This is a genomic window from Stenotrophomonas sp. SBJS02, assembly GCF_020428325.2.
Classification (GTDB): Bacteria; Pseudomonadota; Gammaproteobacteria; order Xanthomonadales; family Xanthomonadaceae; genus Stenotrophomonas; species Stenotrophomonas africana.
Window position 1 is genome coordinate 1,645,398 of record NZ_CP109812.1, and the last position, 16,083, is coordinate 1,661,480.

The window sequence follows — 16,083 nt, forward strand, 5'->3', positions numbered from 1 at the left end:
AAAAATGACCCACCCACTCCGGATGTCCAAGCTTACCCTTGGTCTCGTGGCCGCACTCGCCGCCGCTCCCGCCTTCGCTCAGAGCAGCACCTCCGCCGGTGTCGGCGGCCAGGTGATGTCCGCCGCAGGCCAGCCTGTTGCCGGCGCTGAAGTCACCATCACCCACACCGAGTCGGGCACTGTTTCGCGTGCCACCACCGATGCGTCGGGTCGCTACAACGCGCGCGGCCTGCGCGTGGGTGGTCCGTACACCATCACCATCAACAAGCCCGGTGAAGGCACCAAGACCGAAGAAGGTGTCTACCTGAACCTGAACCAGGTCAACACCGTCAATGCCAACCTGGGCGGTGATCTGGCTGCGACCAACCTGGACGCGGTGAACGTTGTCGCCACTGCCGGCGGCCTGGACCTGTTCAGCGCCAACAAGATGGGCACCGGCACCAACGTGACCCGCGAAACGATGGATGCATTGCCGTCGGCCAGCCGCAACATCCAGGACTACGTCCGCCTGGATCCGCGCATCTCGCAGGTCAGCAAAGCTGACGGCGCGATCTCGGCCGGTGGCCAGAACACCCGTTACAACGCCATCCGCATCGACGGCATCAGCGCCTCCGATCCGTTCGGCCTGGGCTCCAACAACCTGCCGACCGAGCGTCAGCCGGTGTCGATGGACGCCATCCAGGAAATCAACATCGACCTGGCCAACTACGACACCACCATCGCCGGTGGTACCGGTGCGGTGATCAACGCCGTGACCAAGTCGGGCACCAATGAATTCCACGGCACCGTGTACGGTTCGTACCGCGACAAGGACATGGTCCGTTCGCGCCTGGAAGGTGACAAGCAGGACTTCAACGGCTTCGAGGACGAGAAGACCTACGGCATGACCTTCGGCGGCCCGATCGTCAAGGACAAGCTGTTCTTCTTCACCAACTATGAAAAGTACGAGCGCGCGGCTGCCGGCGTTTCCCTGAGCGACACGCCGATCGGCCGTGGCACCATCACCCAGCAGCAGATCACCGATGTCCAGAACTTCCTGGGCAAGCTGGGCTACGACCCGGGCAGCCTGTCGGCGCCGAACAGCAAGACCGAGATCGAAGAGTACGCGGTCAAGCTGGACTGGAACATCAACGAGAACCACCGTGCGGCCCTGCGCTACAACAAGATGGAGCAGAACGTCGTCCGCTTCCCGCAGGTCAGCAGCAGCGCCATCTCGCTGAGCAACTTCTGGTACCAGCAGCCGACCGAATACGAAACCTGGATGGGTGAACTGTTCAGTGACTGGTCCGAGAACTTCTCGACCGAGTTCAAGGTCTCGCACAAGGATTACTCGGCCAACCGCGTTCCGCTGGTCGACATGCCGCAGATCCGCATCAAGTCGGGCAATGACTCGCTGTACGTCGGTACCGAGCAGAACACCCACGTCAACATCGTCGAGTCGAAGGAACTGAGCGCCTTCGGTGCCGGTACCTGGTACATCGGTGATCACACCGTCAAGTTCGGTTTCGATTACTCGAAGAACGAGCTGATGAACTTCTACGGCCGCAATCTCAACGGCGTGTACGAGTTCAACAGCGTCAACGACTTCCTGGCAGGCAAGGCGTCGCGCTACCAGCTGCGTGCGCCGCGTGCTGATGGCAGCCGCAGCGACATCCCGGCCGACTTCACCCTGAAGAACACCGGTGTATTCATCCAGGACACCTGGGCGATCAACTACAACCTGAACCTGATGTTCGGCGTGCGCATCGACATGCCTGACTTCAGCACCCAGCGTCTGTACAACCCGCGCATCGAGCAGCTGTACGGCTTCAACAACACCAAGCTGGTGGACAAGAACCTGGTGCAGCCGCGTGTCGGCTTCAACTACACCTTCGACAGCGAGCGCCCGACCCAGCTGCGCGGTGGCGTGGGCCTGTTCGGTGGCGCTGCCCCGAACGTGTGGCTGGCAGGTGCCTACCAGAACACCGGCCTGAACTACATCGAGTACGACGAGCGCAGCATCCCGGCCGGTGCTTTCACCCCGGATGGCAAGAACCCGTACATCCCGGCCGGTGGCCCGGCTTCGGCCCGTCAGAACGTCGACATCATCGCGCCGGGCACCCGCCTGCCGTCGGTGTGGAAGGCCAACCTGGCGTTCGACCATGAGCTGCCGTGGTACGGCATCGTGGCGTCGGCCGAAGTGCTGTTCACCAAGGTCAAGGACGGCATCTACTTCGACCGTCTGGACGTGTCGGCTCCGACCGCCACCGGTCAGGACGGCCGTGCGATCTACTGGAATGCTGCTGGCCAGAACCAGGCCAATACCCGTATCGACAAGGGTGTCGACTACGGCATCTCCACCGGCACCAAGAATGCGGTCGACCGTGCCAACCGTCCGTCCGACATCGGCGATGTGCTGGTTCTGCGCAACACCGACAAGGGCCGCGGCACCCAGGCTACCTTCTCGCTGGCCAAGCCGCTGACCGAGAACTGGGGCTGGTCGCTGGGTTACACCTACACCAAGTCGACCGAAGTCAGCCCGCTGTCCAGCTCGCAGAACACCTCGAACTGGAACAACACGCTGATCTTCAATGCCAACGAGAACGTCGCCTACAATTCGCGCTACGCGATGAAGGACCGTATCACCGGCACCCTGGAGTGGAAGCACAACTTCTTCGGTGACAACGCCACCCGCGTCGGCCTGTTCTACGAAGGCCGTTCGGGCCGTCCGTACAGCTACATCTTCTACAACGATGCCAACGGCGACGGTGCGACCACCAACGACCTGTTCTACGTGCCGAAGGGCCCGGGCGACGTGAAGTTCACCGGCGGCGCCACGATGGAGAAGGCGTTCTTCGACTGGCTGGCGCAGAACCCGGAGCTGGATGCCTACCGTGGCAGCGTGGTCCCGGCCAACTCGCACCGCGCCTCGTGGGTCAACAGCTTCGACGTCCGCGTCAGCCAGGAATTCCCGGGCTTCATGAAGGGTCACAAGGGTGAAGTTGCCCTGGACATCATGAATGTCGGCAACCTGCTGAACAAGAAGTGGGGCCTGATCGACGACTACGGCTTCTACTCGACCCGTCGCGTTGCCAACTACGCGGGTATCGATCCGGCCACCGGCAAGTACGTGTACTCGTTCACGGGTTCGACCGACAACGCGCAGGTGCAGGAAAACAACAACGACAAGGGCAACACCGCAGTGTCGCGCTGGTCGATGCAGCTGACCCTGAAGTACAAGTTCTGATCCGTCAGAACCTGAAGCAGTAAGTGAAAATGGCCGGGGAAACCCGGCCGTTTTCCGTTCAGGCGAAAGTCCTTGCAGGTCTCCTGGTATCGGCGTAGGATCCAGAAATGTGCGCGGTGCCAATGCCGCCGATGCGGTCCCGGAAAGGCGAACGCGGGGAGCACACATCCAACGGTCGGGCTTCCCGGCCGTTTTGCTTTTTAAGGGGGCGGCAGTACAGTCGGAAACCTTGAAGGAAGCAAAAAATTGGACATGACCACGAACGAAAAATCAGCCCGTGCACTGCCGGTGCAGGATGCGCGGATCTACCCGCGCGGTGGGCTGGATGTGCTGTCGCGGGCCGAAGTGGCCCGCCTGCGCGATGCCTCCGCCGGCGGCATGCACGAACTGCTGCGCCGCTGTGCGCTGGCGGTGCTGACCAGCGGCAGCGCCTCTGACGATCCGCGTGCGGCGCGCGATCTGTATCCCGATTTCGACATCCAGGTGGCGCAGCAGGATCGCGGCGTGCGCATCGACCTGGTCAACGCACCGGCGATGGCCTTCGTCGATGGCGAGATCATCCGTGGTGTCGCCGAACTGCTGTTCGCAGTGGTGCGCGACCTGGCCTACATGGCCATCGAGATGGGCCCGGCCTACGCGGCCGAGCTGGAATCGTCCGAAGGCATCACCAACGCGGTGTTCGGCCTGCTGCGCAATGCGCGCATCCTCAACCCGGGCGACCCGAACCTGGTGGTGTGCTGGGGCGGCCACTCGATCTCGCGCGACGAATACCTGTACACCAAGCAGGTGGGCTATGAACTGGGCCTGCGCGGCCTGGACATCTGCACCGGCTGCGGCCCGGGTGCAATGAAGGGCCCGATGAAGGGTGCCACCATCGCCCATGCCAAGCAGCGCCGTACCGTGACGCGCTACATCGGCCTGACCGAGCCGGGCATCATCGCCGCCGAGTCGCCGAACCCGATCGTCAACCATCTGGTGATCATGCCGGACATCGAGAAGCGCCTGGAGGCCTTCGTCCGCATTGGCCACGGCATCATCGTGTTCGCCGGTGGCGTCGGCACCGCCGAGGAAATCCTGTACCTGCTCGGCATCCTGCTGCGCGAGGAAAACAAGGACCTGCCGTTCCCGCTGATCCTGACCGGCCCGACGGTGGCAGCGCCGTACTTCGAGCAGATCGACCGGTTCATCCGCCTGACCCTGGGCGATGAAGCCGCCGAGCGCTACGAGATCGTCATCGGCGACCCGGTGGCAGTGGCCAAGAAGATGGCCAACGGCATCAAGCGCGTGCGTGAGCACCGCCTGGCGCAGAAGGACTCGTTCTTCTTCAACTGGTCGATCGAGATTCCGTGGGAGTACCAGCAGCCGTTCGTGCCGACCCACGAGGCGATGGCTGCGCTGGACCTGCACCACGGGCGTGCCCCGCACGCGCTGGCGGCCGACCTGCGCCGGGCATTCTCGGGCATCGTGGCTGGCAACGTGAAGGAAGACGGCATGCGCCGCATCGAGCAGTTCGGGCCGTTCCAGATCCATGGCGACACCGACATGATGCAGGCCCTGGACGCGCTGCTGCGCGCCTTCGTCGAGCAGCGCCGCATGAAGATCTCCGGCGAATACCAGCCCTGCTACCAGGTGCTGGCCTGAGCCTGCGCCGGCGCGATGGGGATCGCGCCGGCACGGGCAGGGGAGGGCGGGTCGTCAAGCCTTTGACGCCCGTCGCCCCGGATTGACCGTTCATCCTGCCGCCGCTTGCCGGTGGCGGGGCGATGGCCCATCGTGGCCACCAACACGCTGGGGAGCGTCCAATGTCTTTGCGCCGGCAAAACGGCTTCACGCTGGTCGAGTTGATGGTCACGGTTGCCGTACTGGCGATCCTGAGCACCATCGCCTATCCCAGCTTCCAGAGTACGATCCGCTCAAATCGTGTGGCCACGACGACCAACGAACTGATCGCGTCGCTGGCGCTTGCCCGTTCCGAGGCGATAAAAAAACACGCGTGGTGGGGCTGTATGCGCATCCACAGCGGGCAAAGAGTGTGATGGCAGCAGCTGGGCCGACGGCTGGATGGTCTGGGAGGATCGCAACGGCAACGGGGCGCTTGATTCCGGTGAGAACGTGCTGCGCTACAGCGAAGGTCGCCCGACCATGAAGTCCGCAACCGAAGCGTTGACCATCGGCTTCGATGGCCGTGGCCGCAATCGCGCCAACGCGGAAGTCGATGTGACACTGCGCCCTGAAAAGTGTGGCGAGCAGCCCCTGCAGCGAACGCTGCGCATATCGCCTACGGGACAGGTGCGGCTGTTGAAGGAGAGTTGCTCATGAGAAAGATCGGCTTCCAGCCGCACCGTGCGGCGCAGGGAGGTTTCACCCTGATCGAGGTCATGATCGCGATCCTGGTGATGGGTATCGGCCTGCTGGGCTTCGCGCTGCTGCAGACGATGAATGTACGGTTCGTGCAGAGCGCGAACTATCGCACCCAGGCCACCAACCTGGGGTACGAACTGCTTGATCAGATCCGTGCCAACCGGATCAACGCGCTCAGCTATGCCGGTACCTATGCTGCTACCACCGGCAAGGGGGACTGCGCGCCGTCCATCGGCAAGGATATCGGCAAGGATGACTTCACCCGCGACTGGCGCTGTCGCCTCGGCCGCGCACTGGGTGACTCGGCGTCCGGAACGGTGACTGTCAATGACGGCCGGGTACGGGTATCGGTCAGCTGGGGCGATGAGCGTTGGAATCCCGATTCGAAGGCTGACACCACCTTTGCTGCCGAGAGCCTGCTGTGATGACCAGAATGCGCTCCCGCCAAACGATGAGTGGCCTGTCGTTGATCGAGCTGATGATCGCCCTGACCATCGGCCTGATCATCATGCTGGGCGTGGTCCAGGTGTTCGCCGCTTCACGCACGGCCTACCAGCTGTCTGAAGGGCTTGCGCGGGTCCAGGAGAACAGTCGTTTCGCGATGGACTCCCTGCAACGCGAACTGCGCATGGCGGGGCACTTCGGTTGCGTGAACGATCAGGCGCATGATCCGCAGGGCACCTTGGCAACCACCTTTGCTGCGGGAGGACACCCCGCTCTGGACTTCGCGCGGTCGATTCAGGGCTACGAAGCAACGAATACCAAGCCGGGCGACGCAGTGACGTTGGCGGCAACGCCGTCAACGGGGGGCACCAAGTACTCCCCGGCGTTGCCGAGTGAGTTCGCCGCGGCCATCAAGAACCGGGTCGATGGCAGCGATATCGTCGCTCTGCGCTATCTGGTGCCGACCGGTGTGCCGGTCACCGCGGTAGCCGGAACGGTTGCCCAGCCGGTTTTCAGTTTTGATCCAAAACGTCTTGCCGTGCTTGATAGCGGAGTTACCGACCCGGGGCTGTTCGGTGTGGCCGACTGCATTTCCGCCACGGTCTTCCAAGCTCGTGCGATCGACGCAAAGGCCGGTACCGTGACAGTGGGCACTGCACCCAACAACGACGTGGCCATCGCCCGCAACTACCAGTCCGGCCAGGCGGTGCTGTATCGCGCCGAGACGTCCATCCTGTACGTGGGCTACGACGCTACGACCAAGCAATCGTCGCTGTATCGCCTTCGATTCACCGCCAAGCCCGGTGCTGCCCTGGTCGCGGGACCAGCAGAGGCGCTGGTCGAGGGTGTGGAGAACATGCAATTGCTGTATGGCCAGGATCACGGTCTGAGCACGGTGTCGCCGACCGGCTACATCGATCGCCAGGGTACCGCGACCGATGTTCAGGCCTCCATCGTGCCGGCCTCGCGTGGCTGGCAGCGCGTGGGCACGGTGCAACTGGGGCTGGTGGTGTCCAGTCCAGACCCGGCCGCATCTGTCCAGGCCAGTTCAAGCACGCCGCTGACCGCGCTCGGCGTGACCTACACCGCGCCTTCTGACGGCCGCATGCGCGCCGCCTACCAGAGCACGATCGCTCTGCGCAATCGCCTGTATGGCAACTGAGGCCACCATGCGTACCCATCCCGCCCGCCGCCATTCACCGCGTTCCCAGCGCGGCGCGGTGCTGTACGTCGTGCTGATCATGCTGGTGCTGATGGCCCTGCTGGGCATCGCCGGCATGCAGGTCACAAGCATGCAGGAACGGATGGCTGCCAACTATCTGCGCAGCAACGTTGCCTTCCAGAATGCTGAGGCCGACGCCCGGCAGACCGAGAAATCCATCGAGAAGGCGCTGGCTGACGGGGGCATCTTCAAGGCCAGCCAGGAGGAATGCAGTCCCTCCTACGATCCGCAGACCTGGGCCGATGGTCTCAGCGAGACCAAGTCCACTTATACGCGTCGCATCGACAAGTGCTTTGCAGCGTCCAGCCGGCGCACCGGCGGCCGACAGAACGAAGAAACCGGGAACATCTACCAGGTCACGGCGCTTGCCAGTGACGATCCCTCCAATGCGTCCGCCAGTGCGGTCATCGATACGATCTTCATCCCATGAACAGCGAGCGCCGTTTCCTTCGACTTCGTTCCTCCACCTGGCTGCGGGCCGGTGTGGGTGTTGCTGCGCTTGCCGGCCTTGCCGCGTTGATCATTCCGCTGCAGGCCGCGCTTGGTGACTACGACATCGCGCAGGAGCCGCTGTACAGCAAGCAGAGCCAGCCGCCATTGATGATGATGGTGATGTCGCGTGACGAGCAGCTGTTCAACAAGGCCTACAGCGATTACAGCGACCTGGACGGGGACGGGGTGCTGGACACCACCTACCAGGACAAGTTCGATTACTCAGGCTACTTCGATTACAACCTCTGTTACTCGTACAACAGCGGTGTCTTCAAGGCCAGTGCAGAGGCAAAGGGCGCCAACAAGCACAGCTGCAGCGGCGCGTGGTCGGGCAACTTCCTCAACTGGGTGACGATGAGTCGCCTGGATGTGATGCGCTACGTGCTGTACGGCGGCCAGCGCTTCACCGATACGAAGGAAAAGACGGTGTTGGAGCGGGCGCCGATCCCCAGCGATCTGCATGCGTGGGTCAAGGTCTACAGTGGATCGAATCTTCGCGAGTTCGCCAACCTTGCTGGAAGCGGGACAACCTTCAGCTTCTGCAGTGTGACCCGTTCTGCAACCGGGGCGCCGCTGATGCGCGTGGCCGAAGGTGCACTGGGCGAGTGGGCCTCGACGGCCAGCAACCAGTGCGATACCGGACGTGCCAGCACCGCCGATGGCTACGCGGACATTCCCCGCTCGGCCACGGACTACACCGTGCGCGTGGAGGTGTGTGATGCCAGCTCAACGGTGCGTGAGAGTTTCTGCCGCAAATACAACGATGGCATCACCGACCGTTTCAAGCCGGCCGGGCTGCTGCAGACCTACGGTGAGAGCGGGCGACTGCGCTTTGGGCTCGTGACGGGAACCTACGCCAACCCGCGGGATGGCGGTGTCCTGCGGCGGAACATCGGCAAGATCGCGGGCAACGGTACGAAGTTCTGCGGTGTGGGTGATGAAATCGACCTGTCTACGGGGCAGTTCTGCTACCTGAATCTGACGGGAAGCGCCAAAGCCGACGATGAGGGCGTGATCAATGCGATTTCAAGCTTCCGTCTGGACAACTGGAACTGGTCCAACAACTGGAATGACTGCAACACCTACGGCATCCTCAACCGCCAGGACCAGAAGGGAAATGGCAATCTGACCGATCCGGGAACCGGAGGCCAGAAGTGCAGTGCCTGGGGCAATCCGTTGGCGGAAATGTATGCGGAGGCGCTGCGCTACATCACTGCGGGCTCCAAGGTCTATAGTGACAGCGGAGATCTCAGCGGCCTGCCAACCAATATCAGCTGGAAGGATCCCTACCGCCTGCCCGCAGAAGGTGGCAACTCTTATTGTGCGACCTGCAACATCCTGGTGCTGTCTTCGGGCCTGCCGTCCTTCGACAGTGATAACGTCGGTTCCGTGACCGGCCTTGCGTCTGCGGTGTCCGCGACCGATGCAGTCGGCACGGCCGAAGGAATCGCTGGCAAGAGCTACATGATCGGTCGCGTGGGTGATACGCCGCGCTACACCTCACTTGATACCCACAGCGATATCTGCCAAGGGCAGACAATCAGCGGCCTCAGCAAGGCGCGTGGCATCTGCCCCGACATTCCTTCGATGGAAGGCAGCTTCCTGATGGCGGGACTGGCCAAGGCCGCAGCTGAGACCGATCTGCGTCCCAACGTGCAGAACAAACCAAGCACGTACAAGGTCACTGCCACCACCTATGCCGTTGCCATGGCGGAGAACCTCCCGCAGTTCGAGATCGCGGTGGGCAACAGCAAGATCGGATTGGCCCCACTCTGCCAAGCCAACAACACCGCAGGCGCAACGGCAGCGAGCACGGGCTGGCGCAGCTGTTTCCTGGGTTCGGTCGGCATTGGCACCAAGCAGGCCAACGACGCTGGCGGGAAGCTGGTCTATGGCCGTCCCTACCGGACAGATGCGAAGTCCGGCAGCTTCTCGCTGGTGTGGGAAGACTCGCTGTGGGGCAATGACCATGACAACGACGTCGTTGCCATGCTGAGCTACTGCGTGGGCGCCGCGTGCAACGATACCGGCACCTTCAACAACATCTGCTGGCGTGCTGATGCGAAAGTGAGCAACAGTGCCGCGGGCAGTACGCGACTGTGCGACTACACAACTGCAAACAAAGGGGTGGATTGGATTGGCACGACTTTGGCCGGCAAGGTCGAGGAGGATGAAGTGCTCATCCGGATCGAGAACCTGTCGGCGTACGCTGGCAACGCAATGCTGACGGGCTACACGATCACAGGCTCAAATGCCTCCAGCACCGTGCAGCGTCTGGCACTGCGTCCGGGTAACAGCAATGGCTCCGTGCTGACCAGCACAAACAACTTCCCGAGCAACTGGCAGAGGCCGGTAGTCATCAAGTACAAGGCCTCTACCACTGCGGCGGGCCAGCTGCAGAGCCCGCTGTGGTATGCCGCCAAGTACGGTGTCCCGGCCGGCAAGAAGTGGGACAGCAAGAAGCCAGGGGTGCCGGATAACTACTTCCTGGCACGCAATCCGACCAAACTGAAGGAGGCGCTGGAGGCGATCTTCAACAGCGCAGCGGAAGGTGATGCGCCGGTCGGTGGCAGCGGCAGTGGCGCGCGCATTTCGACCAACTCGTTCACCGTATCGTCCCACTACAGCGTGCCCTCTGGTACTGTGGACTGGACCGGTGATGTCATTGCCACCCAGGTCGATGGCCAGGGTGCGGATGGAGCCGTGCTGTGGAAGGCGTCCAGCAGCATCGGCAGTGCCACGCGCCGCATCTACATGGCGACGTCCCCGACCAAGACCGCGTCCGATGGCACGGTGACCCCGGTCAATGCGAACGAGTTCCTGGCCACCAATCTGCCGGGCAACGATGAGCGGGCGAAGCTGTCGGCATTGGGATTCAGTGACTCGATTCCCGCATGGTTCGCGAATCAGACCTCGACCACCCTGGTCAACTATCTGCGCGGCGCGGCGGTGAGCGGACTCCGTTCGCGTACTTCGCCGTTGGGTGACATCGTCAATTCCACCACCGAGATCGTCTCCAAAACGGATGACTTCGGCTATGCAGGCTGGGCGAGGCAGTCGACAGTCAAGTGGAAGGCGACGCTGGGCACGTCTTATGACACCTTCCTGAAAGCGAAGCGCGCGACCTCGGGGCCGCCGACGATGATCTATGTTGGCGCCAATGACGGGATGGTGCATGGTTTCAACGGTTCGAATGGAGCATCCGGCGGTACCGAAGAACTGGCCTTCATTCCGTCAGCTGCCATGCAGCACATTGCCGAGCTGGCCAATCCCAAGTATGGGCATCGCTACTACGTGGATGGCCCATTGACGTCGTCCGACGTCTACTACGGGGATGCCTGGAACACGGTGCTGGTGGGCACCACGGGTGGTGGTGGCTCCAGCAAGGCGCCCAATGCGACGAGCGTAGGCAATGGCTCCGTGTTCGCGCTGAATGTCAGCGATCCGACCGCGTTCGGTGCATCGAGTGTGTTGTGGGAGGTCTCGGGCAAGACAGAGTCGGATCTCGGGTTCGTGCTGGGCAAGCCGGCTGTGGTGGCGGTGAAGGGCGCCGATGCCAATGCTGCGCCGCGCTTCGTTGCGATCTTCGGCAATGGCGTCAACTCCACCAGCGGCAAGGCAGCGCTGTTCGTGGTTGATATCCAGACCGGCAAGGTACTCAAGCGGCTTTCGCCGGTAGGTGCCAAGTACGCGGCACGCAATGGCCTGATCAACATCGCCACGGTGGCGTTGAAGAACAATGACGGCATCACCGACACTGTGTATGGCGGTGACATGCAGGGCAATATCTGGAAGTTCGATCTTTCCAGCACCGATCCGACCGATTGGAACATTGCCCTGTCTGGAACGCCGCTGTTCACCGCTACGCGCAACAACAGCCCGCAGCCGATCATGAGCGGCATCGAGATCAGCACGGGTCCGGGCGGCGGCATCAGTCTGTTCTTCGGTACCGGCCAGTATTTCGCCGCCGATGACAATGCGGTCAGCAGCACCTCGCCAGTGCAGTCGCTGTATGGCATCTGGGATAACCTCGCCAGTGCGGTTGGCACGCGCGACAATCTGGTACAGCAGGTGATCACTACCGGCACATCGGCCAGCGGCTATCAATTGCGTGATGTCACCCGCAATGCGGTGAACTATGGTTCGGCCCGCGGCTGGTATGTGGACCTGCAGGCCGGATCGGCAGTCGAAGGCGAACGCTTCGTCGGCAACCCCCGTGTGCAGAACGGCATCGTGTTCTTCACGTCCTATGTGCCAGGTACCGCCATCTGCGGCAGCGGCGGTGGCGTGAACTGGCTGTACGGTCTGAATCTGCTGACCGGTGGTGGCCAGATGTCCGGCTTGAGCCCAACCATCGGCGGAGAAGCGCTGTGCACCGGCAACTGCGGTGGTGTCGCCCTGACCAAGAAGGGTGATCTCAGCCAAGGGCCGCCAGTGAAGGACACCAACATCTTTGTGCCCAAGCTTACGCCCTGCAAACCTGGCGACACCGGGTGCACGGTCGACAAGATGCTGCAGGCCAGCCAGTGTACGTTTGTGCTGCGTGCGGCCGGCGCCGATCCGCTTTACATGCCACGGCCCTGTGGGCGGCAATCGTGGCGGCAGATCCGTTGATGAATCCGATATCGAGGTTGCCCATGCATGTGTACAGCAGGCGTCGAACCGCCACCGGCTTCACCCTGATCGAGCTGATGATCACCGTGGCCGTGGTCGCCATTCTTGCTGCCATCGCGTTGCCTTCGTACCAGGCCTATGTGCGCAAGGCCAATCGTGCCCAGGCCAAGGCCGATCTGGTCGAGCTGGCGCAGATGCTGGAGCGGCGGCATACCGTGGAGAACACCTATGCGGGCATGACGCTGCCGTTCTCTCAATCGCCACGGGACGGTACCGCCAGATACACGCTTTCCTACGTGGGAACGCCGAATGGCACCTCCTTTACCCTCCAGGCGGCACCGACCGAGATCCAGAAGAAGGATGACTGCGGCACGCTGACCCTGGACCAGGCCGGGCGAAAGACGCCGAATGCCAGCAAGAGGCCCGGATGCTGGTAAAGGGCAGGCCTTTGGGCGGCATCGCATAAAAGGCTTGCACTCCCCACCGAACGCTGGCTAAAATGCGCACCCCGCCCGAATAGCTCAGCCGGTTAGAGCACTTGACTGTTAATCAGGGGGTCGTTGGTTCGAGTCCAACTTCGGGCGCCAGATTCGAAAAAGCCGCGAGAAATCGCGGCTTTTTTCGTTTTCACGATGACGTCGCAGGTTTCAGCAGGCGGTGGGCCTTTGCGGGCGCTGGCTCCTGACCCGTCCCGGGACGCTGATGATGACGCGGCTGTGCTCCTGCCCGTCCACGCACAGTACGATGGACTGGTTGGTGCCGGCATTGCGGCCGTCGGGCCGGAACCGCACGTCGGGCCGATGATCGCTGGTACGCAGGTCGACATGACGCTGGCGTGTCCTGTGCACGCGCAGTTCCCTTCCGGCGCCGGTTGCGCTGTTGGCCGGTTCGACCTGTACCCGCCAGCCCTGGCGCCATGCCTGGTCGCAGGTCATGCCATCCGACGAGCCACAGACCGTCACGCGGCGGCGTTCGGTGATGGCGGCACTGCGTGCCATCGACAGGCTGGTCACCAGTTCGGCGCGCAGCGTTTCCGCCTGGAAGTGCCGCAACATGCGTTGCCAAGGGCCCCACGCCAACGCCAGCAGGACCGCCAACACCATGACGGCGATCAGGAACTCGATCAGATGGAGCCCGCGGTGGAGGCGGGCAGGGCGATGGCGAAGGGACATGCCTACAGCCTCGCCGTACGCCGGGGCATTCACCATCAGGCACCGCCGCGCTCGCCTGCCCGGAAACCCCTCAGCGGGCCGTCACTTCATGCCCCGTATACTCACCATTCCCGGGAACTGGCACCACCATGAGCGACCGTTTTGAACTCGTTTCGCCGTACTCGCCGGCGGGCGACCAGCCTGATGCCATCGCGAAGCTGACCAGCAACTTCGAAGCGGGCATCGCCAAGCAGACGCTGCTGGGCGTGACCGGCTCGGGCAAGACCTACACCATCGCCAACGTCATCCAGAACGTGCAGAAGCCGACGCTGATCATGGCGCCGAACAAGACGCTGGCCGCGCAGCTGTATGGCGAGTTCAAGGCGTTCTTCCCGCACAACGCGGTGGAGTACTTCGTCAGCTACTACGATTACTACCAGCCGGAAGCCTACGTGCCGTCGTCGGACACCTTCATCGAGAAGGACAGTTCGATCAACGAGCACATCGAGCAGATGCGGCTGGCGGCGACCAAGACCCTGCTGTCGCGCCCGGATGCGATCGTGGTGGCGACGGTGTCGGCAATCTACGGCCTGGGCGCACCGGAAGACTACCTGTCGCTGCGCCTGATCCTGTCCAAGGGCGAGCGCATCGACCAGCGCGACCTGATCAATCACCTCACCCAGCTGCAGTACACGCGCAACGAGTACGAGCTGCAGCGTGGTACGTTCCGCGTGCGTGGCGAAGTGATCGACGTGTTCCCGGCCGAGTCGGACAGCGAGGCGCTGCGCCTGGAACTTTTCGATGGCGAGGTCGAGAAGATCACCCTGTTCGACCCGCTCACCGGCGAGACACTGCGCAACATGCAGCGCTTCACGGTCTACCCGAAGACCCACTACGCGACCACGCGCGAGCGTGTGCTGGCGGCGATCGAGACGATCAAGGTCGAGCTGAAGGAGCGGCTGGAGCAGCTGTACGCTCAGAACAAGCTGGTCGAAGCGCAGCGCCTGGCGCAGCGCACCCAGTTCGATCTGGAAATGATGGCCGAGGTCGGCTTCTGCAACGGTATCGAGAACTACTCCCGGCACCTGACCGGCAAGAACGCCGGCGAACCGCCGCCGACCCTGTTCGACTACCTGCCGGCCGACGCACTGCTGGTGATCGACGAATCGCACGTGACCATTCCGCAGATCGGTGCCATGTTCAAGGGTGACCGCTCGCGCAAGGAGACCCTGGTCGAGTTCGGGTTCCGGCTGCCCTCGGCGCTGGACAACCGGCCGCTGCGTTTCGAGGAGTGGGAAGAGCGCTGCCCGCGCAGCATCTATGTGTCGGCCACGCCGGGCCCCTATGAATACCGCGAGGCCGGCGACGAGATCACCGAACTGGTCGTACGTCCCACCGGCCTGATCGACCCGGTGGTGGAGATCCGCCCGGTGGGCACCCAGGTCGACGACCTGATGAGCGAGGCCAACGCGCGCATCAAGGCCGGTGACCGGGTGCTGGTCACCACGCTGACCAAGCGCATGGCCGAGAACCTCACCGAATACCTGACCGAACACGGTATCCGCGTGCGTTACCTGCACTCGGACGTGGATACGGTCGAGCGCGTGGAGATCATCCGCGACCTGCGCCTGGGCAAGTTCGATGTGCTGGTGGGCATCAACCTGCTGCGCGAAGGCCTGGACATGCCCGAGGTATCACTGGTGGCAATCCTGGATGCCGACAAGGAGGGCTTCCTGCGCTCCACCGGTTCGCTGATCCAGACCATCGGCCGCGCCGCGCGCAACGTGCGTGGCAAGGCGATCCTGTATGCGGACAAGATCACCCGTTCGATGCAGGCCGCGATCGATGAGACCGACCGCCGTCGTGCCAAACAGGTCGAGTACAACGAGGAGCACGGCATCGTGCCGCGCTCGGTGGCGCGTCCGATCGTCGACGTGCTGGAAGGGGCGCGTTCGGACGCCGCCGAGAAGGAAGCCAAGAAAGGCAAGGGCAAGGGCCGGGCGGGAGTGGCTGAAGTGGGGGCCGACTACCGTTCACTCAATCCGGCCCAGCTGGCATCCCGTCTCAAGGCGCTGGAACAGCAGATGTACCAGCATGCCAAGAACCTGGAATTCGAGGATGCCGCCCGCGTGCGCGACCAGATCCGGCAGCTGAAGGAAGCGAGTCTGGGCTGAACGCGGCAGTGCAGCATCTTCTGCACAAAAGTGTTGCGCTTCACGGCCGGCATCCGTAATATACGCGGCCTGCACCGACGCAATCGCGGACGTTCAGAAGCAAAAACGGGCGGTTAGCTCAGCGGTAGAGCACTACCTTGACATGGTAGGGGTCACAGGTTCGAACCCTGTACCGCCCACCACGAAGTCTCCGGAAGGGGGCTGTCGTGAACTGCAAAGCCCGGCCCTGGCGCCGGGTTTTTACGTAGCAAGGCCAGCTTTCGGGCGGCAAGAACAAGATGGGCGGTTAGCTCAGCGGTAGAGCACTACCTTGACATGGTAGGGGTCACAGGTTCGAACCCTGTACCGCCCACCACCTGGCTCCCGGCATTGCCGGTGCAGCGGTGGATCACGATGGAA

Annotated in this window: 9 protein-coding genes, 3 tRNA genes and 1 pseudogene; 12 read left to right on the top strand and 1 reads right to left on the bottom strand. The window is 62.8% G+C overall.

Annotated features, from left to right (window positions below; all coding sequences use genetic code 11):
* Positions 1-4: 4 nt before the first annotated feature.
* The 9 genes and pseudogenes from FQS62_RS07800 to FQS62_RS07840 all read left to right on the top strand — a co-directional run bounded on the left by FQS62_RS07800 (position 5) and on the right by FQS62_RS07840 (position 12,946).
* Positions 5-3,226 (top strand): TonB-dependent receptor, encoded by a 3,222-nt coding sequence (locus FQS62_RS07800; protein WP_049446486.1) that lies wholly within the window; start codon positions 5-7, stop codon positions 3,224-3,226.
* 252 nt (positions 3,227-3,478) lie between these two features.
* The gene (gene ppnN / locus FQS62_RS07805; protein WP_208043731.1) at positions 3,479-4,867 is read left to right on the top strand and encodes a nucleotide 5'-monophosphate nucleosidase PpnN; all 1,389 of its coding nucleotides are present in this window, start codon (positions 3,479-3,481) and stop codon (positions 4,865-4,867) included.
* Positions 4,868-5,028: 161 nt separating this feature from the next.
* A pseudogene (locus tag FQS62_RS07810) lies at positions 5,029-5,545 on the top strand (Tfp pilus assembly protein FimT/FimU).
* Positions 5,542-6,012 carry a type IV pilus modification protein PilV gene (gene pilV / locus FQS62_RS07815; RefSeq protein ID WP_049446490.1) on the top strand — a complete coding sequence of 157 codons (471 nt, stop codon included), beginning with the start codon at positions 5,542-5,544 and terminating at the stop codon, positions 6,010-6,012. The pseudogene FQS62_RS07810 and the gene pilV overlap by 4 nt, the downstream one beginning before the upstream one ends.
* A 53-nt stretch (positions 6,013-6,065) precedes the next feature.
* Complete coding sequence (locus FQS62_RS07820) at positions 6,066-7,193, top strand: PilW family protein (RefSeq protein WP_243747339.1); 1,128 nt, start codon at positions 6,066-6,068, stop codon at positions 7,191-7,193.
* Between the two features lie 7 nt (positions 7,194-7,200).
* A complete protein-coding gene (locus FQS62_RS07825) occupies positions 7,201-7,683 on the top strand; it encodes a pilus assembly PilX family protein (RefSeq protein WP_208043534.1) in 483 nt (160 codons plus the stop codon).
* Positions 7,680-12,359: a pilus assembly protein gene (locus tag FQS62_RS07830; protein ID WP_208043535.1), complete on the top strand. Its 4,680-nt coding sequence runs from the start codon at positions 7,680-7,682 to the stop codon at positions 12,357-12,359. The genes FQS62_RS07825 and FQS62_RS07830 overlap by 4 nt, the downstream gene beginning before the upstream one ends.
* A gap of 23 nt (positions 12,360-12,382) precedes the next feature.
* Entirely contained in the window at positions 12,383-12,796 is a 414-nt protein-coding gene (locus FQS62_RS07835; RefSeq protein ID WP_154348767.1) for a type IV pilin protein, read from the top strand.
* A 73-nt stretch (positions 12,797-12,869) separates the two neighbouring features.
* Positions 12,870-12,946 (top strand) — tRNA-Asn (locus FQS62_RS07840).
* Positions 12,947-13,006: 60 nt separating this feature from the next.
* Here FQS62_RS07840 and FQS62_RS07845 read toward each other — a convergent pair.
* Positions 13,007-13,531, bottom strand: a complete 525-nt coding sequence (locus FQS62_RS07845; RefSeq protein WP_049445151.1) for a GspH/FimT family pseudopilin — start codon at positions 13,529-13,531, stop codon at positions 13,007-13,009.
* A gap of 128 nt (positions 13,532-13,659) precedes the next feature.
* Between FQS62_RS07845 and uvrB the strand changes: the two genes are divergently transcribed.
* From uvrB to FQS62_RS07860, 3 genes are all read left to right on the top strand, one after another.
* The gene (uvrB, locus tag FQS62_RS07850; RefSeq protein ID WP_049445148.1) at positions 13,660-15,684 is read left to right on the top strand and encodes an excinuclease ABC subunit UvrB; all 2,025 of its coding nucleotides are present in this window, start codon (positions 13,660-13,662) and stop codon (positions 15,682-15,684) included.
* 107 nt (positions 15,685-15,791) lie between these two features.
* Positions 15,792-15,866, top strand: a tRNA-Val gene (locus tag FQS62_RS07855).
* Between the two features lie 98 nt (positions 15,867-15,964).
* A tRNA-Val gene (locus FQS62_RS07860) sits at positions 15,965-16,039 on the top strand.
* The last annotated feature ends 44 nt before the right edge of the window (positions 16,040-16,083 follow it).